The 21022-nt window shown below is 40.2% G+C and carries 24 protein-coding genes; 21 read left to right on the top strand and 3 right to left on the bottom strand.

The window, feature by feature from the left end:
• Nucleotides 1-7 precede the first annotated feature (7 nt).
• The 4 genes from CVT08_RS06050 to CVT08_RS06035 are packed head-to-tail and all read left to right on the top strand — an operon-like array spanning nucleotide 8 to nucleotide 2171.
• Nucleotides 8-487, top strand: coding sequence for a DUF4149 domain-containing protein (locus CVT08_RS06050; RefSeq protein WP_107856128.1), 480 nt, complete (start codon nucleotides 8-10; stop codon nucleotides 485-487).
• A complete protein-coding gene (locus tag CVT08_RS06045) occupies nucleotides 471-1253 on the top strand; it encodes a threonine/serine exporter family protein (protein WP_107856127.1) in 783 nt (260 codons plus the stop codon). Before CVT08_RS06050 ends, CVT08_RS06045 begins: the two co-directional genes overlap by 17 nt.
• Complete coding sequence (locus CVT08_RS06040) at nucleotides 1246-1761, top strand: threonine/serine exporter family protein (RefSeq protein WP_002940362.1); 516 nt, start codon at nucleotides 1246-1248, stop codon at nucleotides 1759-1761. Before CVT08_RS06045 ends, CVT08_RS06040 begins: the two co-directional genes overlap by 8 nt.
• A gap of 20 nt (nucleotides 1762-1781) precedes the next feature.
• On the top strand, nucleotides 1782-2171 hold the full coding sequence (locus CVT08_RS06035) for a YbgC/FadM family acyl-CoA thioesterase (protein WP_103595535.1): 390 nt from the start codon (nucleotides 1782-1784) through the stop codon (nucleotides 2169-2171).
• 12 nt (nucleotides 2172-2183) lie between these two features.
• Here CVT08_RS06035 and CVT08_RS06030 read toward each other — a convergent pair whose 3' ends face one another.
• Nucleotides 2184-3464 (bottom strand): hypothetical protein, encoded by a 1281-nt coding sequence (locus CVT08_RS06030; protein ID WP_107856126.1) that lies wholly within the window; start codon nucleotides 3462-3464, stop codon nucleotides 2184-2186.
• Nucleotides 3461-4114 (bottom strand): uracil-DNA glycosylase family protein, encoded by a 654-nt coding sequence (locus CVT08_RS06025; RefSeq protein WP_107856125.1) that lies wholly within the window; start codon nucleotides 4112-4114, stop codon nucleotides 3461-3463. Before CVT08_RS06025 ends, CVT08_RS06030 begins: the two co-directional genes overlap by 4 nt.
• Nucleotides 4115-4237: 123 nt before the next feature.
• Here CVT08_RS06025 and rpmH point away from each other — a divergent pair, with 123 nt between their 5' ends.
• From rpmH to CVT08_RS05940, 17 genes are all read left to right on the top strand, one after another.
• Entirely contained in the window at nucleotides 4238-4372 is a 135-nt protein-coding gene (rpmH, locus tag CVT08_RS06020; protein ID WP_002940373.1) for a 50S ribosomal protein L34, read from the top strand.
• Nucleotides 4360-4695: a ribonuclease P protein component gene (gene rnpA, locus CVT08_RS06015; protein ID WP_035142427.1), complete on the top strand. Its 336-nt coding sequence runs from the start codon at nucleotides 4360-4362 to the stop codon at nucleotides 4693-4695. Before rpmH ends, rnpA begins: the two co-directional genes overlap by 13 nt.
• Nucleotides 4692-5033 carry a membrane protein insertion efficiency factor YidD gene (gene yidD / locus CVT08_RS06010; RefSeq protein WP_087583103.1) on the top strand — a complete coding sequence of 114 codons (342 nt, stop codon included), beginning with the start codon at nucleotides 4692-4694 and terminating at the stop codon, nucleotides 5031-5033. Before rnpA ends, yidD begins: the two co-directional genes overlap by 4 nt.
• Complete coding sequence (gene yidC / locus CVT08_RS06005; RefSeq protein ID WP_107856124.1) at nucleotides 5034-6587, top strand: membrane protein insertase YidC; 1554 nt, start codon at nucleotides 5034-5036, stop codon at nucleotides 6585-6587. It abuts the gene before it with no gap.
• The gene (locus tag CVT08_RS06000; RefSeq protein ID WP_107856123.1) at nucleotides 6587-7678 is read left to right on the top strand and encodes a Jag N-terminal domain-containing protein; all 1092 of its coding nucleotides are present in this window, start codon (nucleotides 6587-6589) and stop codon (nucleotides 7676-7678) included. The genes yidC and CVT08_RS06000 overlap by 1 nt, the downstream gene beginning before the upstream one ends.
• Nucleotides 7675-9000, top strand: coding sequence for a tRNA uridine-5-carboxymethylaminomethyl(34) synthesis GTPase MnmE (gene mnmE, locus CVT08_RS05995; protein ID WP_107856122.1), 1326 nt, complete (start codon nucleotides 7675-7677; stop codon nucleotides 8998-9000). The genes CVT08_RS06000 and mnmE overlap by 4 nt, the downstream gene beginning before the upstream one ends.
• 42 nt (nucleotides 9001-9042) lie before the next feature.
• Nucleotides 9043-9624 carry an NAD(P)H-dependent oxidoreductase gene (locus tag CVT08_RS05990; protein ID WP_107856121.1) on the top strand — a complete coding sequence of 194 codons (582 nt, stop codon included), beginning with the start codon at nucleotides 9043-9045 and terminating at the stop codon, nucleotides 9622-9624.
• A gap of 74 nt (nucleotides 9625-9698) precedes the next feature.
• The gene (locus CVT08_RS05985) at nucleotides 9699-10418 is read left to right on the top strand and encodes a hypothetical protein (protein ID WP_107856120.1); all 720 of its coding nucleotides are present in this window, start codon (nucleotides 9699-9701) and stop codon (nucleotides 10416-10418) included.
• A gap of 56 nt (nucleotides 10419-10474) precedes the next feature.
• Entirely contained in the window at nucleotides 10475-12664 is a 2190-nt protein-coding gene (gene purL / locus CVT08_RS05980; protein WP_107856119.1) for a phosphoribosylformylglycinamidine synthase subunit PurL, read from the top strand.
• A gap of 3 nt (nucleotides 12665-12667) precedes the next feature.
• Nucleotides 12668-13720 carry an SDH family Clp fold serine proteinase gene (locus CVT08_RS05975; protein WP_107856118.1) on the top strand — a complete coding sequence of 351 codons (1053 nt, stop codon included), beginning with the start codon at nucleotides 12668-12670 and terminating at the stop codon, nucleotides 13718-13720.
• A 1-nt stretch (nucleotide 13721) separates the two neighbouring features.
• On the top strand, nucleotides 13722-14456 hold the full coding sequence (locus CVT08_RS05970) for a TerB family tellurite resistance protein (RefSeq protein ID WP_107856117.1): 735 nt from the start codon (nucleotides 13722-13724) through the stop codon (nucleotides 14454-14456).
• On the top strand, nucleotides 14457-15029 hold the full coding sequence (locus CVT08_RS05965; RefSeq protein ID WP_107856116.1) for a hypothetical protein: 573 nt from the start codon (nucleotides 14457-14459) through the stop codon (nucleotides 15027-15029).
• Nucleotides 15030-15051: 22 nt separating this feature from the next.
• A complete protein-coding gene (gene purH, locus CVT08_RS05960) occupies nucleotides 15052-16584 on the top strand; it encodes a bifunctional phosphoribosylaminoimidazolecarboxamide formyltransferase/IMP cyclohydrolase (protein WP_107856115.1) in 1533 nt (510 codons plus the stop codon).
• 77 nt (nucleotides 16585-16661) lie between these two features.
• Nucleotides 16662-17702 (top strand): peptide-methionine (R)-S-oxide reductase MsrB, encoded by a 1041-nt coding sequence (msrB, locus tag CVT08_RS05955; protein ID WP_107856114.1) that lies wholly within the window; start codon nucleotides 16662-16664, stop codon nucleotides 17700-17702.
• Nucleotides 17703-17775: 73 nt separating this feature from the next.
• Nucleotides 17776-18114 (top strand): hypothetical protein, encoded by a 339-nt coding sequence (locus CVT08_RS05950; protein ID WP_107856113.1) that lies wholly within the window; start codon nucleotides 17776-17778, stop codon nucleotides 18112-18114.
• 1 nt (nucleotide 18115) lies between these two features.
• Nucleotides 18116-19306: a peptidase M50 gene (locus CVT08_RS05945; protein ID WP_107856112.1), complete on the top strand. Its 1191-nt coding sequence runs from the start codon at nucleotides 18116-18118 to the stop codon at nucleotides 19304-19306.
• A gap of 3 nt (nucleotides 19307-19309) precedes the next feature.
• Nucleotides 19310-19606 carry a metal-sulfur cluster assembly factor gene (locus tag CVT08_RS05940; RefSeq protein WP_107856111.1) on the top strand — a complete coding sequence of 99 codons (297 nt, stop codon included), beginning with the start codon at nucleotides 19310-19312 and terminating at the stop codon, nucleotides 19604-19606.
• A 276-nt stretch (nucleotides 19607-19882) separates the two neighbouring features.
• On the opposite strand, the gene ftsZ is transcribed toward CVT08_RS05940, so the two are convergent.
• The gene (gene ftsZ, locus CVT08_RS05935) at nucleotides 19883-21022 is read right to left on the bottom strand and encodes a cell division protein FtsZ (RefSeq protein WP_107714648.1); all 1140 of its coding nucleotides are present in this window, start codon (nucleotides 21020-21022) and stop codon (nucleotides 19883-19885) included.

Below are 21022 nucleotides of genomic sequence, written 5' to 3'. Positions count from 1 at the left end.
AGAGAGGTTGAGAAGTATCTATTTTTTACTATTAGCAGCGGTGATCGGCACTGAGCTAACGCTTGGAATTTTGGTCGCGCCAGTCATATTTTTCCCGCAAAGCATCATAGGCGAGGGGGTGCTGACGCATTTTATGAGCGGGCAGATGATGACAAAGATATTTTTAAAATTTAACTATGTTTTGCTATTTGTAAGCGCATTTGTGGCAGTTAGCGAGCTCTTTGATCTAAGAAAAAAGCTTGCATTTTCACTAAAATTTAGCACATTTATGCTCTCGTTTTTAAACTTAGCCCTAGCGCTAAGCTTTGTCTTTATATTCACGCCTTTTATCGTGCAGGCTCAGGGTCTTGGCGCAGAGGCGACGCAGACAGCGGAGTTTGCCAAGATGCATAGCGCTAGCGAATATGTGATGAAAGTGATGCTTGTTTTGCAGCTCATTTTGTTTTTTTTGAAATTTAAGATCAGTCAAAATGAACGCCAAGCCTGATATTCAAATTTTAACAAATTTTCTCGCCGAATACACAACAGCTATGGTGAGTGCTGGCACATACACTGCGCGCGTAGAAAAGTGCGTCGACCGCATAGCTAATCACTACGGATACGACGTTAGCGTGACCATTTTCGTGAAGTATTTTACTATTAGTGTGATGGACTCACAGGATAACTCCCTGCGCCGAACTTATGTGAGAAAGATCCCTCTAGGGCACGTTAGTTTTAACAGAATTTCCGAGCTATCCTCACTTAGCTGGCAAATTTTAGATGAGGGTTTAAGTTTAGATGAAGCTAAAGAGAGCTTTGATAGTGTGATGAGTGTTAGTGCAAATAAATTTGCTAGCTCACTTATCTTGATAAGCCTTGCAAATGCGGCATTTTGCAGACTTTTTGGAGGCGATGCTGGCTCGGTTGTTTGCATATTTTTTGCAACGCTTGTTGGCTACACTCTTAAATTTGCCCTTGCAAAAATGGGCGTAAATTTAAAAATTCAATACGTCCTGACATCCTTTGTCGTCTCATTTATCGCCTATCTTGGCGTATCCTACGGTCTTACGCACACAAGCGATGTGGCGATAGGCTCGTCTGTGCTCTTTATGATGCCGGGCGTTTTTCTCATAAATTCAGTCTTTGATATCCTAAATGATAACACCCTTGTTGGCATCAGTAGGGCTATAAGCACGGGCATCCTCATACTTTGCATGGCTGTTGGCGTCTATATCACGCTAACGCTTAGCAGCGCGGAGATATTAAATGTTTGAGCTTTTTAGTGAAACGCTTGTAGATGCTGGCTTTGCTGCGGTGGCTGGACTTGGCTTTGCCTATGCTAGCTCGCCTCCAAAAAGAACTCTCATCTTTTGTGCTTTGCTCGCTGCATTTGCGCATGCTAGCCGCTTTTGGATCATGCAGATGGGATTTTTTAACATCAGTGTCGCAACGCTCATCGTCTCTTTTATGAGCGGAATCTTAGGCATGCTCTTTGCCAAACGGCTAAAGGTGCCAGCTGAGATCATCGCATTTCCAGCGCTTTTGCCGATGGTACCAGGAGTTTTTGCATATAAAGGGATATTGGCACTTTTTTCATTTTTAAATGAGACAAGTATCGCTAAGAAAAATGAGTATTTGATCATATTTTTTGATAATGCCATCACGACCACGACGGTTTCGCTAGCCCTTGGTGTGGGCGTTTCGGTGGTGCTTATCTTGTTTTATGATCAGTCGCTTACAATAACTAGAGGCGCTAAAGGCAAGCCTAGTAAGAGCAAATGAAAATTTAAAGGAGCTTTGCTGTGAAAATAAGAATTTATTACGAAGATACCGATGCAGGCGGCATCGTCTATCATACAAACTATATTAAATATTGCGAGCGAGCTAGAAGTGAAGCTTTTTTTGAGGCTGGGCTAAATTTCACAAAAGAGGGCGGATACTTTGTCGTTTCAGCTCTTGAAGCTAAATTTCTCGCTTCAGCCGTGCTTGGCGACGAGGTTTTTGTAAGAACAAAGCTCATAGAGCTTAAAAAGGCAAGTCTTGTTTTAGAGCAAGAAATTTATAAATTTGATGAAAAAGATGTCGAAAAAGTGCTCTTTAAAGCGACTATCACGCTAGCTTTTATGAAAGATGGCAGGCTAGCAAAGATATATGAGAGCATGAAAACTTTTATAAATGAGGTTAAATTTTAGCAAGCAAAACTGCTAAATTCCGCTTGTGCTGTTTTGCTCCTGCGAATTTACCTCATTAAAGTGATCGCTTTTTGTATCATAAATTTTTACATCATATAAAACTTGCGAGCCCTCAACCCTCTCAGCAAAAATTTTGCTGGCACTTTTGTTTATGAAATTTGTATAGATATACTCCACTCCCAAGGCGCTTGAATAGCCGATCTGTGAGTATCTAAAATCAACTCCAAAAAGATCTCCAAGTCCTAAAAATCTCTCATCAAGTAAATTTAGCGAATTTGCCACAAAGAGGTTTTGTCTATCTCTTTGCGTGATAGCGCTAAAGATATTTGGCAAGAAATTTATCTGCGTGCTTAAAAGCGCGTAAGGCTTTATCTCAAAGCCTCTCATCTGCGTTGCCACAAGCGAAGCTTTAACTATAGGGATGTTTAAAAAGACGCTTGCGTTATCAAATTTAGACTTTTTACTTAAAGTGTCGTTTAAATTTATATCTTTGCCAGTGATCGAGCTCTCGTAGTAGTCGTTGCTTTGCATGCGCACATACTCATTTAGCTTTTGTGCTAGCGCGCTGCCATCGTCAAAGGCGACTATTTTTTCGTTGGCAAAAGCTAGCAGGGCTGAAATTTGCGCTTTGTAATCAACTCCACCAAAGATCAAATTTGGCTTTGGAGCTGCCATAAAAGAGCTATGAACGCTTGGGATGTAGATGAGTTCGTTTGGCAAGATGAGAGAATTTACTATGTTTGCGCCATTTTGAGTAAGGGCTGCTATAAAGTAGATAAAACCTTCGTTTCTAGCGTTTTGAAGCGCATTTTGAAGGTTTTGAAGGCTCTCGTCGCTGCTATTTATAAATTTCACTTCGACATTTGCATCTTGCTTTAAGATGTAGCTCAAAATAGCGTTTGATACGACATTTGCGTATGATTTTATAATCTTTTGAGGGATGATAACCGCTATCTTATCGCTTTGTGCAAGCTTTAAAACCATCTCTCCGCCAAGCGAAGCGTAAAGGTCTAAAAGTGCTTTATCATCTATCTTTGCTGGCTCAAATCTAGCCATAAAGCTAGCTAACATATCGCTCTTAATAAGCTCATTTAGGCAAGAGTTATCACAAAAATCTGGCTCTAAATTTATGTAAGTGATCTTTGCTGGTGGTATGCTTGAGAGGCTTTGATTTTTAGTGATGTTGCTTTCAAATTTTGCCTCAGTGATCTCGTCTTGCGCCTCGCTTAAGGCTTCATTTTGCGCTGCAAAAAGGCTTACAAATATAACTAAAAAAAGAAAAATTCTTTTCATATCACTCCCTTGATTTTTTTCAAATCATCTATAAAATTTTCTTCAAAACTTGGATTTTTGCTGATCCACTCTGTTGAAAAAGTTGGCATTATAAACCTATCATCATCTTTTAAAATGCTCCCTCTTATGCTTGAAAATCCGCCCTTTGAGAGCAAATTTGGATAAAGATGCATAAAAGCTTCCTCTCCTAAAGTGATGATAATTTTTGGCTTAATAAGCCTTATCTCTTCTAAAAGATATGGCCTACAAAGCTCAAACGAGCTCTTTAACGCTTGATTTTTCGCGTCACTATTTGAAATTTCACAGCGCAAAAGCAAGCTTATATAGACACTATCTTTTTCTAAATTTAAGCCATTATTTATAGCATTTTCTAAAATTTTGCCACTTGTGCCTTCAAAATAATCATCTTTTTTGCAAAGCGATACGAACATTATCTTGCTATTTTTATCGCCAAAGCCAGTAAAAACGCACTTTGAGCTATTTCTCAAAAAGCAAAGAGAGCACTTTTTTATCTCACTATTTAGCTCGTCTATGCTGTTATAATCTTGATATTTGCTTAAATTAAGAAAATTTTCATCTATAAAATTGTAACCGATCGCTTTTAAAAAAAGTAATTTTTCTAAGAGATCTTTATTTTTATGAAATTTCATTTTTGGATTATAACTTGATTTACTTAAAGTTTAAATTATAGTTTTTTCGGGCTGATTTATTCAAAGGAATTTAAGTATTGCTTTGATAAAATCCCACTTTTTATATTAACTTTAAGGATAGAAATGAAAAGGACTTATCAACCTCATAAAACCCCTAAAAAACGCACTCACGGCTTTCGTTTAAGAATGAAAACTAAAAATGGCCGCAAGGTTATCAACGCTAGACGTGCTAAAGGTAGAAAAAGATTGGCTGCTTAGCTGGTTTTGAGTCACTAAGTGACTCGAGAGAATTTTCTCAGGTTTATAAAGAGGCCAGTAAATGGCACTGCGACGCTTGCGTAGTTTTTTATAAACCTACAATTGAAAAAAAATTAGCAGTTGTTGCTAGCAAAAAAGTGGGAAAAGCAGTAGTTAGAAATAGAGCAAAGAGGCTTTTAAGAGCTGCTTTTTTTTCTATTTCTAACGAGCTAAAAGATGGCACTTACATTATGGTCGCAAAAAATGGAATTACAGAAATTTCATTTGACAAAATTTGTAAAAATTTGAGCTGGTCTACAAAAAAAATGGGATGTCTAAAATGAAAAAATTTGCGATTAAATTTATCGCTTTTTATCAAAAATATATTTCCATACTTCTGCCAAAAAGCTGTCGCTACTATCCGACTTGCTCACAATACGCCATTTGGGAATTTCAAACAAACAGCTTTTTCTCTGCTTTTTTTGCAACATTCATGCGAATTTTAAGATGCAATCAACTTTTCAAAGGCGGTATCAACTACCCAATCATCCGCAAAAAATTTAACTCATGTTTTATATTTCAAAAAAGTGATACCAAAAATGTAAATTTCTGGTTTATCCCTTGCCAAAATAGTAAATTTTATGTCGTAAAAGTATTAGATAAATTAAAGGAAAAAAAATAAATGGAACAGATGTCTATGCAAAAAAGGTTGCTTCTTGCAGCACTTTTGTCAATCGTATTTTTCATAGTATATGACTTTTTTATGCCAAAAAGAGCTCCACTAGAGCAAAACCAGACAACGATCTCTCAAACAATGGATCAAAGCAAAGCTCCAGCCTCTACTAACGATACTCCAAAATCAAATGAAAATTTAGCTTCAAATGAGATAATCGCTACCATCAAAGGTCAAAGCTACGAAGCAAAGATAGATAAGCTAGGTAGGATTGCAAAGTTTTATCTCACCGAAGATAAGTATAAAACAGAAGATGGCAACAAAATCGAGCTTGTTTCACAAAATCCACTGCCGCTTGAACTTAGATTTAACGATAGCGCTTTAAATGCTGATGCTTTTAAGGTTGCATATAGTAGTGACGCTAGCGAGGTAGATGCTAGCAGCGAGCTTAAAACTATAAAACTCACTCAAATTTTAGACGGTGTTACAGTCACAAAAAATATCAAATTCTACCCAAATGGTCACTATGAAGTTGAAGTAAATTTAAGTAAAAGTGTTGATTATTTCATCACTCCTGGCTTTAGGCCAAACATCGCGATAGATAGCTACACAGTTCATGGTGTCATGCTTAGAAATACAGACGATAGCCTAAATATCATAGAAGATGGCGATGCAAAAGAGGTTAAAAACTATGCAAACACAACTATAGCAGCTGCATCTGATAGATACTACACAGCGCTATTTTACTCATTTAATAAGCCATTTGAAGCTGTTGTTGATAAAGATGCAAATAACAATCCTATCGTCTTTGTAAAGGCAAATGATAGCTTAAAACTAGGCGCTTACATCGGACCAAAAGAGCATAAAATTTTAAGCTCGATGGACGAGAGACTAAATGACGTTATCGAGTATGGTTGGTTTACATTTATAGCAAAGCCGATGTTTGCATTCTTAAATTTCTTACATAACTATATTGGCAACTGGGGCTGGGCGATAGTCGTGCTAACGCTTGTTATAAGGATAGTTTTATTCCCGCTTACATATAAGGGTATGCTATCGATGAATAAGCTAAAAGAGCTTGCTCCAAAGGTAAAAGAGATCCAAACAAAATATAAAGACGATAAGCAAAAGATGCAAGTCCATATGATGGAGCTGTACAAAAAACATGGCGCAAACCCAATGGGTGGCTGCTTGCCGATATTGCTTCAAATTCCGGTATTTTTTGCGATCTACCGCGTTTTACTAAACGCGATCGAGCTAAAAGGCGCGCCGTGGATACTTTGGATACACGACCTTTCAGTGATGGATCCATACTTTGTGCTGCCTATTTTAATGGGTCTAACGATGTTTTTACAACAAAAACTTACACCAACGACATTTACCGATCCTATGCAAGAAAAGGTTATGAAATTCTTGCCTTTGATCTTCACATTTTTCTTTGTGACATTCCCAGCAGGTCTTACGCTTTACTGGTTTGTAAATAACGTTTGTTCGGTCGTTCAACAAGTCTTTGTAAATAAACTTTTTGAAAAATATAAAAAAGCTGCGGAGGTAAAGGCTTAATGAGAATAGAAGCAAATACTCTCCAAGAGGCATTTCAAAAGGCAGCCGAGCAGCTTAACTGCTCGGTTACTGAGCTTGATATAAAGGTTTTGCAACACCCAAGCGGTGGAATTTTTGGATTTTTTAAAAAGACAGCGATCATTGAGGCAAATTTAGAAAATCAGCCAAAACCACAGCAAAAACCAAAAAATGATAGAAATTTTGCTAAAAAAAGCGATGAAAACGAGCCTGTAAAAGAAGAGAAAAAACAGAGCAAAAAACACGATCATAATGATAAAAAGCGAAATCCTAAAAAGCACAAAGATGAGAAAAATGAGGCTAGGTCTGAACAAAAAGAGCATAAAAATGAAAAGCAAAATTTAAGCGAGAAAAACTCAGCTCTTGCAAAAGATGCCTTTGCTGAAAAGGGCGAAAAAGAGGCTGAAGAGCCAGGATATGTTATAAAAAGACTTGATGAGCCAAAGGCGCCTAAAGAACAAAGAGAGCAAAAAGAAGCAAAAGAGTCACAAGCTAGCAAAAGTGCTCCTAAAAATATCCTAGATACTTCAATCATCGAAAATTTCAACCATACAGATGAAGAGAGTGTACCTCAAGCTTTGCCAAAAGAGAAAAAAGAGAAGGTTGTGATCGACTTTGATGCCATCTTGCCAGAGATAAAAGAGGGTATGACGCGTCTTTTTAAAGCTAGCTGCTTTGAGATAGATAAGATAGAGGTTAGTAAATTTAACGACGAGACCGTGCTTATTGAGCTAGACGGAGCTGATGCGGCGCTACTTATCGGCAAAGAGGGCTATAGATATAAAGCGATATCTTATATGCTTTACAACTGGCTAAATTCAAAATACAACCTTGCTATCCGCCTAGAGATCGCGCAGTTTTTACAAAATCAAGAAGCTATGATGGATCAATACTTAAATGGCGTGATTGAGCGTGTGCAAAATAGCGGTAGAGCGCAAACGAAGCCACTTGATGGGATTTTGGTTAAGATCGCGCTTGAAAAGCTACGTGAGAAATTCCCAGATAAATATGTCGGCATAAAAAGTGGCAATGACGGCAAATTTGTCGTTGTAAATGACTTTTTCAAAAAATGAGTGAAACTATCGCAGCCCTTGCCACAGCTTATGGCATCGGCTCAGTTTCTATCGTAAGACTTAGCGGTAAGGACGCCCTTGCCACCTCTTTAAAACTCCTTAAACTTTCAAATTTAGAGCCAAGATACGCAAAACTAGCCAAAATTTACTCCATTGATGATGAATTTTTAGACGAGGGCATAGTTATATATTTTAAAGCCCCAGCGAGCTTTACTGGTGAGGACATCGTCGAGTTTCAAACTCATGGCGGCGTGATGGTGAGCGAGAGAATTTTAAATGAGCTAATAAGAGCTGGTGCTAGGCTGGCAATGCCAGGCGAGTTTAGCAAGCGAGCATTTTTAAATGGCAAGATGGATCTAGCCAAGGCCGAGGCGATGCAAGGGCTCATCACTTCAAAAAGCGAGATCGCTGCTAAAATTTTGACCCGCCAAATGCAAGGTGATCTTAGTAAATTTGTAGGCGAGATCAGGGGTGAAGTGGTCAAAACTCTTGCCTTTGTTGAGACTATGATTGACTACGCTGATGATGATCTGCCTGCAAATTTACTAGAGCAGACTAAGCAGATGCTTTTAAAAAATAGCGAGAAGCTAGAGCGCATAGCCACTCTTAGCGAGCAAAGAAGAGGGCTCATAGATGGCTTTAAGATCGCTATCGTTGGTAAGCCAAATGTTGGCAAAAGCTCCATTTTAAACTCATTTTTGGCATATGAGCGCGCGATCGTCAGCGACGAGGCTGGCACGACTAGAGATAGGATAGAAGAAAATTTCAAGATCGGCTCACATCTAGTTCGCATAATAGACACCGCAGGCATCAGAAAAGATGCTGGAAAGATCGAGCAAATCGGTATAAACTACTCGATCTCAGCCATAAACGAGGCAGACATCATCCTAGCTGTATTTGACGGCTCTTGCCCAAGCGACGAGCAAGATAAAGAGATAATTAGGCTCGTTTCTAGCTCAAACAAAAAAGCCTTTTTTATCCTAAATAAAAGCGATCTGGCGTTTAAATTTGACATAGAGTTAGAGGGCGCTATCAAAATTTCAGCAAAAAATGATACAAGCGTAGTTTTAAAAGAGCTTGAGGGTTATCTCAAGACGCAAGACACCGACGAGATCATGCTAAGCTCAAACCGCCAAATTTTAAGCTGCAAAGAGGCGAGCGAGGCTTTAAAAAGGGCGTTTTTAAGACTAAATGAAGAGGAGTTAGAAATTTTTGCTTATGAGCTAAATATTGCGATAAAGGCACTTGCAAGTATCACAAAGCCATTTGAGAGAAGCGAAATTTTAGACGAGATGTTTAGTCATTTTTGTTTAGGAAAATGATACTTTTTTTGGTTAAAATTTGCGCTTTTTAAAGGAGAGAATATGAAAATCTTACTTATAAATGGCGGCAAAAAATTTGGTCATTCAGATGGCAGGCTCAATCAAACACTTCACGATCTCGCGTGCGAAAAACTAGCGAAAATGGGTCACGAGGTAAAGCAAACCGTGATAGATCAAGGCTATGATATTGAGGCTGAAGTTGAGAAATTTCTTTGGATGGATGCGGTAGTTTGGCAGATGCCAGCTTGGTGGATGGGCGAGCCTTGGATAGTGAAAAAATATATCGACGAGGTCTTTACAGCAGGACACGACAAGCTTTATACGAGTGATGGCAGGCACAGGATAGATCCAGCCAAAAACTACGGCAAAGGCGGCTTGTTAAATGGCAAGAATTTTATGCTAAGCCTTACTTGGAATGCCCCAGCCGAGGCATTTAGCGATCCAAATGAGTTTTTTGAGGCGCGCGGCGTTGATGGAGTTTATTTTCATTTTAGAAAGGCAAATGAGTTTTTGGGCATGAAGCCACTTCCATATTTTGTCTGCTACGATGTCATCAAGATGCCAGATGTGCCAAGAGATCTAAAAGAGTATGAGGCGCATCTTGAAAAAGTTTTCAAAGCGTAAAAACAAATTTCTACCGCTCTCTAGCCATTTGCGCTAGAGGGCATTTAAATTTATATCTATCTTGTGTGGGGAAAATGAGGACAAAATTTCTATTTTTAGCTGCGGCTATATTATTTGCAGGGTGCGCTGGCAGGCAAATTTTGGCGCCAAGCGAAAAGTCAAATTTAATCTACCTTGAAAATAACGAAACTTTGCATGAGATGAAATTTTATAAGCTGCAAAATAGCCTAGATGACTTTAATAAATTTGCAAACATTGTCGGCAAGGCTGAGATAAAAGAGGCTAGTGAAAATAGCAAATTTAGCGCTCTTGGCGAGCTAATGCAAAGTGGCGACGCAAATAAAACGATGATCGTTAAAAACTTAGACACTAGCAAGGACGCTGTGCTATCAAATTCTAACGATATAGATGAGCTAATAAATGCAAAAAATATCAAATTTTATGAAATTTCAAATGGCGCTATAAAAAGCGTGGTTTATAGCACAAAGGGCATGTCAGTTTGCGAAGCTTTTATAAGCGGCAAAGAGGCGATAAAAGTAAAAAGCGTGACAAATCACCCTTTGAAAAATGGCTTTTTTACAGTGATCTTAAACTCAGATATATCTAATGATCAAGGCTTTTTTCTAAGAGAGACGAGGTATTATTTCAACCTTTCAAGCGAAGATGAAGAGAAGATTAAGGCTGAGACGCTAACGCAAAATTTTTACAAAACATTTATCGAAAGTGACCTCGTGAGACAAGGTGAAATTCTCTCAAATGTGCTTTGTTTTAGTAAATTTCAAAAGGCTTTTTAGTAACTTTTTATAAGCAAGGTTGTAAAATAGCTTAAAATTCTTAAAAGGTTACATCAATGGATAAAGCTACCATACAAGCACATAAAATCAGCGATGAAGAGTATGAAGAGATCTTAAAAATCCTAGGCCGTGAGCCAAATTTACTAGAGCTTGGCATATTTTCAGCGATGTGGAGCGAACACTGCAGCTACAAATCAAGCAAAAAATACCTAAACGGCTTTCCGACAAAGGCACCTTGGGTCATTCAAGGACCTGGCGAAAATGCCGGCGTCATCGATGTTGGCGACGGGGTTGCAGCTGTGTTTAAGATGGAGAGCCACAACCACCCAAGCTTTATCGAGCCGTTTCAGGGCGCTGCAACTGGCGTTGGTGGAATTTTAAGAGACGTCTTTACGATGGGCGCAAGAGTCGTTGCGAACATGAACTCACTTCGTTTTGGCGAGATAAGAGGCGAGGGCGAGCTAGCCAAAAAGCATAGATATTTGCTAAAAGGAAGTGTAGCTGGCATAGGACACTACGGCAACTGCATGGGCATCCCAACGATCGGAGGCGAAACCACCTTTGATCCTAGCTTTAATGGCAATATCCTAATAAACGCCTTCGCGCTTGGACTTTGCAAAAGTGATGAAATTTTCTATGGCAAGGCTGAAGGCGTGGGCAACCCAGTCATTTACGTGGGCTCAAAGACAGGTAGAGACGGACTTGGCGGCGCTGTTATGGCAAGTGATAGCTTTAACGACGAAAATAAATCACTTCGCCCAACGGTGCAAGTAGGCGACCCATTTGCCGAGAAGCTGCTTATGGAGGCGTGCTTAGAGCTCTTTAAAAAAGACTACATCATCGGCATACAAGATATGGGCGCAGCAGGACTTACAAGCTCTAGCTTTGAGATGGCTGGCAGAAGCGGCAGCGGCATGAAGATGTATCTAGAGCGCGTACCGATGCGCGAAGTTGGCATGACGCCTTATGAGCTAATGCTAAGCGAGTCTCAAGAACGCATGCTAATATGTGCCAAAAAAGGCTATGAGCAAAAGGTGCTTGAAATTTTTAGAAAGTGGGACCTTGACGCTGAGATCATCGGCGAGGTCACAAGTAGCGGCGTGATGCAGCTTTACTGGCACGACGAGCTTGCAGGCGAAATCCCTATCGGCCCACTTAGCGAGGCAGCTCCTGTGCTTGATCGTCCAGTTGTACGTCCAAAATACCTTGATGAGATAGCAAATTTAAAAATTAAAAACAATATTGATAACAAAACTGCATTTTTCAAGCTTTTAAAAGAGCCAGAAGTGCTAAATAAAAGCTTTATCTACGACCAATACGACGCAAATATCCAGACAAACACCATAAAACAGCCAGGTCACTTAGGCGCTGCAAGTATCAGAGTAAAAGGCACTAAAAAGGCCGTCTCTATGGCTGCTCAGTGCGATCCTAGAGCAAATTTCGTTGATCCTAAAATCGGCGCTGCAAGAGCCGTCGCTGCAGCTGGTAGAAAGGTAGCGATGAGCGGCGCTGTGCCACTTGCGATCACTGACTGCCTAAACTACGGCAACCCGCAAAATCCAGAGGTTATGTGGCAGTTTAAAGAGGGATGTGAAGGCATAAAAGAGGCTTGCCGTGAGCTAAATACGCCAGTTGTTAGTGGCAACGTGAGCCTTTATAACGACACTGACGGTGTTAGCGTCTATCCAACGCCAGCTATCGTAACAGTTGGGGTAAATGAAGATGCAAATTTAAACCTAAAAAGCACATTTTTAAGCGAGGGTAGAGCGATATATCTACTTGGCGAGACAAGTGGAGAATTTGCGGCTTCACTTTACGCAAAGTCGATATTTAACGTGGTTGGTGGCAAGCTAAAAGAGGTTGATTATAAAGCTGAAAGGGCCCTTTGGGAGCTAGTGATAGAGGCAAATAAAGAGCAAATTTTAGAGTTTGCAAATAGCGTAGGTGTGGGCGGCCTTGCTATCACGTTAGCAAAAATGGCCAGCCTCTCAAACATCGGCGCAAACTGCGAGATTAAATTTAAAGAGCCAAATTTCATCTTTGACGAGAGCTTTTCAAGAGCAGTTGTGGGTGTAAAAGACGAGGCTAAATTTGAAGCGCTTGCGGATAAATTTGGAGTGAAATTTGAAAAGATCGGCGTTAGCGGAGGCAAGAGATTTAAGCTAAATGATATCGATGAGAGCTTAGAGGACGTAAGAGAAATTTATCTAAATGAGTTTGCGAAAATCGTAAAAAAGGAGGACTAAAAGATGTTTTCTAAAAAGTCTCAAAAAGCAAGCGGGGAAAAGGAAGTAGAGCAAAACGAGAAAAAGGGCGTGGCAAAACCGCCAGTGCTCTTTAGTCAGACGCAAGATCTAATAAGTACGATCGAAAAAAGGCTAAACGCCCCTTTGATAACCTACTACAACTCAAACGCTGGTAATGTCTGCGGCAACGATGCTAGTGCGATGTATGAAATTTTAAAGGGCAAAAAGATAGACACTGCCTATCTTTTCATAAAAAGTGACGGCGGAAGCGGTATAGCCGCACTTAGGATCATTAGCACCCTTAGAAACTACTGCAAAAATTTAATAGCGCTGATCCCATCAAACTGCGCCTCAGCTGCTACGATGATGGCACTTGGCGCAAATGAGATCGTAATGGGGCCACTTGCCTATCTAACGCCAGTTGATACCTCGCTCAAACATGAGCTTAGCCCTACAAATAAGGGCAACGAGCTTGTTAGCGTCTCTATGGACGAGCTTAGCCGTGTGGTGAAGCTTTGGAAAGAGCAGGATAAAGATAGGCCAAATGACACAAACCCCTATAACTCGCTATATGAGTATATCCACCCGCTAGTTTTTGGTGCGGTTGATCGTGCTAGCTCGCTCTCACTTAAAATTTGCTCTGAGCTACTTAGATATCACATAGATGATGATAAAAAGATCGTTGAAATTTCAGAGCGACTAAACGCAGACTACCCAGCGCATGAGTATCCGATACTCTTTCGTGAGGCGCAGGAGATCGGCCTGCATGTCAAGAAAATGGACGATGATCTAAACGAGATGCTTCAGGAGCTAACGCTACTTTACTCAGAGATGGGGCAGCGAGCCTTTACCGACTACGATGAGAACAGCTATCACGATAATAACATCGCAAACATCATCGAGACAAACGGCAAACAAATTTACTATCAGATCGATAAAGACTGGTTTTATCGCCCTGAGGAGCGCCGCTGGAACGTGATGAATGACGAGAGCTCATGGCGTAAAAATGAGCTAGTAAATGGCAAGATAAAAAATACGATCTATCACTTGTGGTAATATGTCTGGAGTTTTGTTTTTACTAATATTAGGCGGTGCGATATTTTTCTTTATGAGCGTGCAAATAGGCAATAACCGCAAGAAACAAGCAAATGTAAATGAGGCTAAATTTCTAGTCTCACTGCTTGCAAAAGTCGCTAAAAGTGACGGCAGAGTTAGCGAGCTAGAGGCTAGGCTGATCACTCAAGTGCTAGATGATCTAAGCCAGAAAGTTAGCGGTGTTAGTGGCGTGCGTGAGTATCTAAAAGAGGTCTATAACAGCCAAAAAGAAAATGTAAATAACGCCTATGAAACCGCCAGAAACTACAAGCGTGCGTTTAATCTAAACTACGATACCTGCGTGGCAAGGCTCACTTTTTTTCTAAATTTAGCCTATATAGACGGAGAATTTAACAAAAGCGAGCAAGATGTTATAAGAAATATCGCTTATGGATTTGGCATCGACAAAGAGACGCTTGATGAGATAATCTATAAATTTGATAGCTTTTATGGCTCGAGATTTGGGGCAGATCACGATGAGATAGGCCAAGAAAACGACGCATTTGAAGTTTTAGGACTTAGCAAAAATGCAAGCCTTGATGAGGTAAAGGCTCGCTACAAAGAGCTTGTGAGGCAGTATCACCCTGACATTTTGATGGGCAGGGGCGAGAGTAAAGAGGTGATAGAGCGCTCTACTAAGAAGCTTCAGGAGATAAACGAGGCTTATGGGCGCTTAAAAGAGAAATTTGGAGTTTAGATGAAGAAATTTATTATTTTGCTGCTAGCGGTGGCTGGCTTTTGTAATGATTTTAAAGTGGTAAATGTTGATGGAAAAGAGATAAAATTTAAGCTTACGCAAAGCGAGCTTTATCGAGATCAAAGGCTAATCATCAGCAACTACGATGTTAAAGATAGCAATGTGAGCATAATATTTGTCGATAAAGATGGCAACAAGAGTGACATTATGTCAGTTCAAGCAAAAAAATTAAACGAAATTAGTGAGTATATCTTTTCGTATGATCGTGGCATAAAGGTGATGAAATTTAGCTCGAAAAAGCCGATATGCGAGGCGCTTGAGAAAGAGGAACCTGTAAATTTAAGCGTATTAGATGCGAGTTACTTTGATGGCAATCAAATTTCAAGCTATGCCTTTAGCGTTGATATTGTTGGTCAAAAGCGTGAAAACTTTGTAGATAGAAAAGACTATTATATAGATGCAGCTACAAATGTTATGGTGACGCTAGAAGCTTTATCGATAAAGAATATCGCAAAGGATATAAAAATGGGGCAGCTTCTGCTTGTAAAAGGTATGTGTTTAACAAAAAGATAAAAAATTTAATAAAGGAGAAAAAATGAGAGCGTTGATTAGCGTTAGCGATAAAGAGGGCATTGTAGAGTTTGCAAAGGGGCTAGAAGAGCTTGGCTGGCAGATACTTTCAACTGGTGGCACCTACAAACTTTTAAAGTCTGAGGGCGTCAAAGCTACTGAAGTTAGCGAATTTACAGCGTCGCCTGAGATGTTTGAGGGCAGGGTAAAGACCCTTCATCCAAAGATACATGGCGGCATCTTGCATAAACGTGACGACGCTACGCACGTGGCTCAGGCAAAAGAGTACGGCATTGAGGGGATTGACCTGGTTTGCGTAAATTTATATCCATTTAAAGAGACTACGATTAGAACTGATGACTTTGCCGAGATCATCGAAAATATCGACATCGGCGGCCCAGCTATGGTAAGGAGTGCGGCTAAAAATTTTAAAGACGTCCTTATCGTCACAAGCGTGCTTGATTATGATGAAATTTTAAAGCGCCTAAGAGAAAAAAGCGATGATTATGAGTTTAGAAGATCGCTGATGATAAAGGCGTTCGAGCATACAGCGGCATATGACAGCATGATCGCAAACTATATGAACGATAGATTTAATGGCGGTTTTGGCGATGCTAGATTTATCGTGGGAAGCAAGGTTTTTGACACCAGATACGGCGAAAACCCACACCAAAAAGGCGCGCTTTATGAGTTTGATTATTTCTTTACGAACAACTTTAGAGCCCTAAAAGGCGAGGCAAGTTTCAATAATATGACCGATATAAATGGCGCATTGATGCTTGCAACTAGCTTTGAGGATGCGCCAGCAGTGGCTATCATCAAACATGCTAACCCTTGCGGCTTTGCGGTAAAAGATACGCTACTTGAGAGCTACGTAGCAGCGCTTAAGTGCGACCCGATCTCAGCATACGGCGGCGTGGTCGCGATAAATGGCACGCTTGATGAGGAGCTAGCTAAAAAGATAAATGAAATTTACGTTGAAGTAATCATCGCTGCAAATGTCGATGATGCCGCGCTTAAGGTATTTGAGAGCAAAAAACGCATCAAAATTTTCACTCAAGATAATAAATTTTTAGTGCGTGCAAATGATAAATTTGACTTTAAGCACATCGATGGTGGATTTGTATTTCAAGAAAGGGACTTTGTAAAAGACGAAGAGCTTGAAAATATGAAGCAAATGAGCAAGAAATTTGCAACTGGTAGCGAGCTAAAAGACGCTCAGATCGCGTGGAAAGTGGCTGCGCTAACGAAGAGTAACTGCGTAGTTTATGTAAAAGATGGCGCGATGGTGGCTATTGGCATGGGTATGACTAGCCGCGTGGATGCTGCTCGTGCGGCCGTGGCAAAGGCAAAAGAGCTAAAGATCGACCTAAGTGGCTGCGTGCTTGCAAGCGAGGCGTTCTTCCCATTTAGAGACAGCATCGACATCGCTAGCAAAGTGGGCGTAAAATGCGTCATCGAGCCAGGCGGCAGCATCAGAGATGATGAGGTGATAGAGGCTGCCGATGAGCACGGCATGTCGCTATATTTCACTGGCGTTAGACACTTCTTGCACTAAAATTTAGGGGCGCTTTGCCCCTTACTTCACACTTTATAACTTTAAATTTTATATAATCCTTCAAAAAAGGAGTTCTCATGAAAAAGATGTTAAATTTTCTCTTAGTTTTGGCGGTATTTTTGGGTCTAAATTTGATGGCAAAAGATGAGTTTTTAAAGGAGCAGACGATGGCAGGGCAAAATTTGAAAGAAATTTATTTAGCAGGTGGCTGCTTTTGGGGCATGCAGGGATATTTTAAAAAGATATTTGGCGTGGTGGATACTAAGGTTGGCTACGCAAATGGCAAGAGCGAGAGCACGAGCTACCGCGAGCTTCATGAGAGCGATCACGCCGAGACGCTTTATGTGAAATTTGATGAAAACAGGGTTGCTTTGGCTGAAATTTTGGCTCATTTTTTTAGGGTGATCGACCCGACCTCGCTAAATAAACAGGGCAATGACGTTGGCAGGCAGTATAGAAGCGGGATTTACTATGTTAGCAAGGACGATCTACCAGTTATTGAGAGCTTTATAAAGATCGAGCAAAAGAAATTTAAAGATAAGATCGTGGTTGAGGTAGCACCTCTTAAAAATTTTATCATTGCCGAGGAGTATCACCAAGACTATCTTGATAAAAACCCTTTTGGATACTGCCACATCGACCTAAATTTAGCCGGCAAACCGCTCTATGACGAGGCTAAATTTAAGCCGCTTAGCAAAGAGGAGCTAAAGAGAAATTTAAGCAGCGAGCAGTATGCCGTGACGCAGGAGGCGGCGACTGAGAGGCCATTTAGCAGCGAGTATGATAAATTTGACAAAAAAGGCATCTATGTCGATATCACAAGTGGCAAGCCGCTCTTTTCAAGCGCTGATAAATTTGACGCAGGATGTGGCTGGCCAAGCTTCATAAAGCCTATCACGACAACGGCGCTTACGTATAAAGAAGACAACTCATTTATGATGAAAAGGGTTGAAGTTAGGTCTCAAAACAGCGATGCGCACCTTGGGCATGTCTTTGACGATGGGCCAAGCGATAAGGGCGGACTAAGATACTGCATAAACGGCGCTAGCCTGAAATTTATACCGCTTGAAGATATGGCTAGGCTTGGATATGAGGAGTTTATCCCCTACGTAAAGTAGCTTTTGTTGAAGCAAATCAATGGTTTGAAAAGTTTAATCAGAGTATAATTCTCCAAAATCAAAAGGAGAAAAAATGAGTGAATTTTTCAAAAATGCAGAGCAATTTAACGTAGAGGGTGCGACGGTGCCGTTTTATAAATTTAGTGAAAATGGAGCAAAATTTGTGGGCTTTGACTCACGTCCTTGCGTGCCACCTGAGCCTATGATGAACGCGCTTTTGGCGATAAAATTTGCTGATAAAGATACAAAGATCGTGATGGTAAATCACAAATTTCCAGCTGGGCTCATCCCAAAGATAGAAAAGAGCTTTGATGTGGAGCGCGAGGACCTTGAGGGTGGGGCTGTGAAGATGACTTTTAGCCTAAAAGAGGGTGAGAGCATAGAAAACATAGACACCAGCCTTTGCCACTAAAATGCTTTTAAACACCTATGCGCCGCCATTTAAGCTAGTCGGCGGCTACTTTATCGCTGGGATTTTTTTCTTAGCGCTTAGCGTCCGGGCCTTTTTTTACGCTGATTTTGAGGCGATTAGCTCGCTAAATACGGCTGGCTTTTTGCATATATTTTTCGTGGGCTTTGTGATGAGCATCATCATCGGAGCGCTCTGTCAGCTAACCTCGGTCATCTTAGAAAAGCCATTTTTTACGGTCAAAGGGGCTATTTTAAATTTAGCCATTTTTTGCTTTTCACTGCTTGCCATGAGCTATGCGATGATATTTGGCGAGGGTCAAATTTTGCAAGTTGGCGGAGTTTTTCTTTTTGGCGCACTTGTTTTTTTTGGCTCGACTTATGCACTAAGCTTTTTAAATAATCAAAAAAGAAGCTTTGCTGCCTTTGCACTCTTTGCCTCGGCGATATTTTTGCTAGTTGGCATAACGCTTGGATTTTGCTTAGTGATGATACTTGGCGGCACGCTTATGCTTGATTTTATGATGACGTTAAAATTTCACGTATATTTTGTGCTGGGCTTTGTATTTTTCGTGATACTTGGGGCCGCAAGCGTGCTTTTACCGATGTTTGCGCTGGCTCACGATCTTAAATTTACGCTTAGCAAGGCTTCACTTGCTTCTTATATTTTGGCTGGAGTTTTGCTGGCAATCGATGAAAATTTAGCCATTTTTGCAGTGGCTGTGGCGGTTTTGCTTTTTATAGCTCAGGCGTTTTATATCTTAAAAAAGCGCGTGAGAAAGGCGTATGACTACTGGAATGTAAATATCGCTCTTTCGCTGCTTGCCTTGCTTTGCGCTGCTACATTTATGGTTTTTGAAAAGCTAAATTTGGCTGCATTTTTTATGATATATGGCTTTTTGTTTGCCTTTATCGTGGCTCATCTTTATAAGATCGCGCCATTTCTCATCTGGTATCACTATGTGGCGCCATTTGTTGGCAAGGCAAAAGTGCCGCTGCTTGATGCGATGATATTAAAAAAAGCGGCTTATTTTGCCATAGCTTTTAATGCCATTTCGCTTGTGTGCTATCCTTTGGCAGTTAGCTTTGCGATGAGAAATTTAGTCTATGCAAGCATGATCTTTATGGCTTTAAGCATCATTTTGCTTGCTATAAATATGATAAATGTTTTTAAATTTACTGGTTTTAAAGGATAAAAAATGAAAGAAAAAATTTATGATGCTCTGTCAAATATCGTCGATCCTGAGGTTGGCTTTGACATCGTTTCGCTTGGGCTCATATATGATGCGAGCTGCGATGAGAACGGTAAAGCAAAGGTGACGATGACGCTTTCAACCAAGTCTTGTCCGCTTCATGAGATGATACTTGAGTGGGTGCAGACGGCTACGCTTGGAGTGGAAGGCGTAAAAGAGTGCGAGATCGACCTAGTTTGGGAGCCTGAGTGGAATATCCAAATGGCAAGCGATTTTGTAAAAGCACAACTTGGAGTGAATTAAAATTTATTGGCTAGAAATTTAGCTTAGTCAGCAAATTCCTAGCTTTTCTTCTTGAACTTCTACTTTAAATTTCAAAAATATCATAAAAGCGTAGTTAAATTTTTTTGGTGATGCTTAAGCTCTTTAATAAATTTACAAATAAATTTATGCAAGTAAAAGCTAAAAAATATAATGCAAGTTTAAGTGTTTGCTAGATTATGGTTAAAATTTTGAATATATTAAAAGTTAAATTGCAAGATAAACTTGCAATTTAACAGGAGAATTTTTAGTTAGGACTTAGTCCATTTGGTGGCGAAGATATGATGGGATATCTAGCTGCGAGATATACTCGTCGCTATTATATCCACCACTTACTCTTCTTTTTAAAACGATATTTTTATTTAGAAGATCGTTTTCAGGCTCTTGGGTTATTTTTTTTTCTTCGCTTTCTTTTTCAGTACCTTTAAATCCAGTTGCGATGATAGTAACTTCGACTTTATTGTCTTCTATGTTTTCATCAGTTGTTGTACCAAAGATCACATCAGCATCATCATCAGATGCCTCTTCGATCATTGACATAGCGCTATGAAGGTCATCAAGTGAGCAGTTTGGATGCATTTTGAAATGAACTAAAACACCGAGCGCTCCGTTTATGTTCATGTTGTCCAGTAGTGGTGATTGGATAGCATTTTTGATGGCTTCTTGAGCTGCACCCTCGCCATAAGCCTCGCCAACGCCCATCAAAGCATGACCTCTGTGGCTCATAACTGTTTTTACGTCAGCAAAGTCAAGGTTTATATCGCTGACACCAGAGTCAAGCACGATAGAGCACATACCATTTACTGCTCTTGCAAGCACTTCATCAACCATTTTAAAGCTCTCTTTGATGCCTGATTTTTTATCTATCAAAGTTAAAAGTCTGTCGTTTGGTATGATAACGATAGAGTCGCTCTCTTTTCTAAGTTCGCTTAAACCTATATCTGCTAGCTTACTGCGCTTTTTACCCTCAAATGAAAAAGGCATAGTAACAACTGCAACTGTTAGCGCACCTATCTCTTTTGCAGCTTGCGCAACAACTGGAGCAGCACCTGTACCTGTACCACCGCCAAGACCTGAAGCGATAAACACAACATCAGAAGTTTCAAGAGCGCTTTTTATCTCTTCGTAGCTCTCTTGTGCAGCTTCTTTGCCAATCTCTGGTCTCATACCAGCGCCAAGACCTTTTGTCTTTTTTTCACCAAGCTGTATCTTTGTGTGTGCAGGAGAATTGTCAAGTGCCTTAGCATCTGTGTTTGCTATCATTAGATCGATGTCTAAATTTGGATTCTCTCTGATGATGTGGTTTATCATATTACCACCGCCACCACCTACGCCTACTACCTTTATCTTTGCGCTATATAGGCTTTTGTTCTCTTCGATTGTGAAACTGTTGCTCAT

Source organism: Campylobacter concisus (assembly GCF_003048835.2).
Taxonomy (GTDB): domain Bacteria; phylum Campylobacterota; class Campylobacteria; order Campylobacterales; family Campylobacteraceae; genus Campylobacter_A; species Campylobacter_A concisus_D.
Note: the sequence above shows the minus strand (reverse complement) of the source record. Positions and strands in the feature narration are given on the sequence as shown.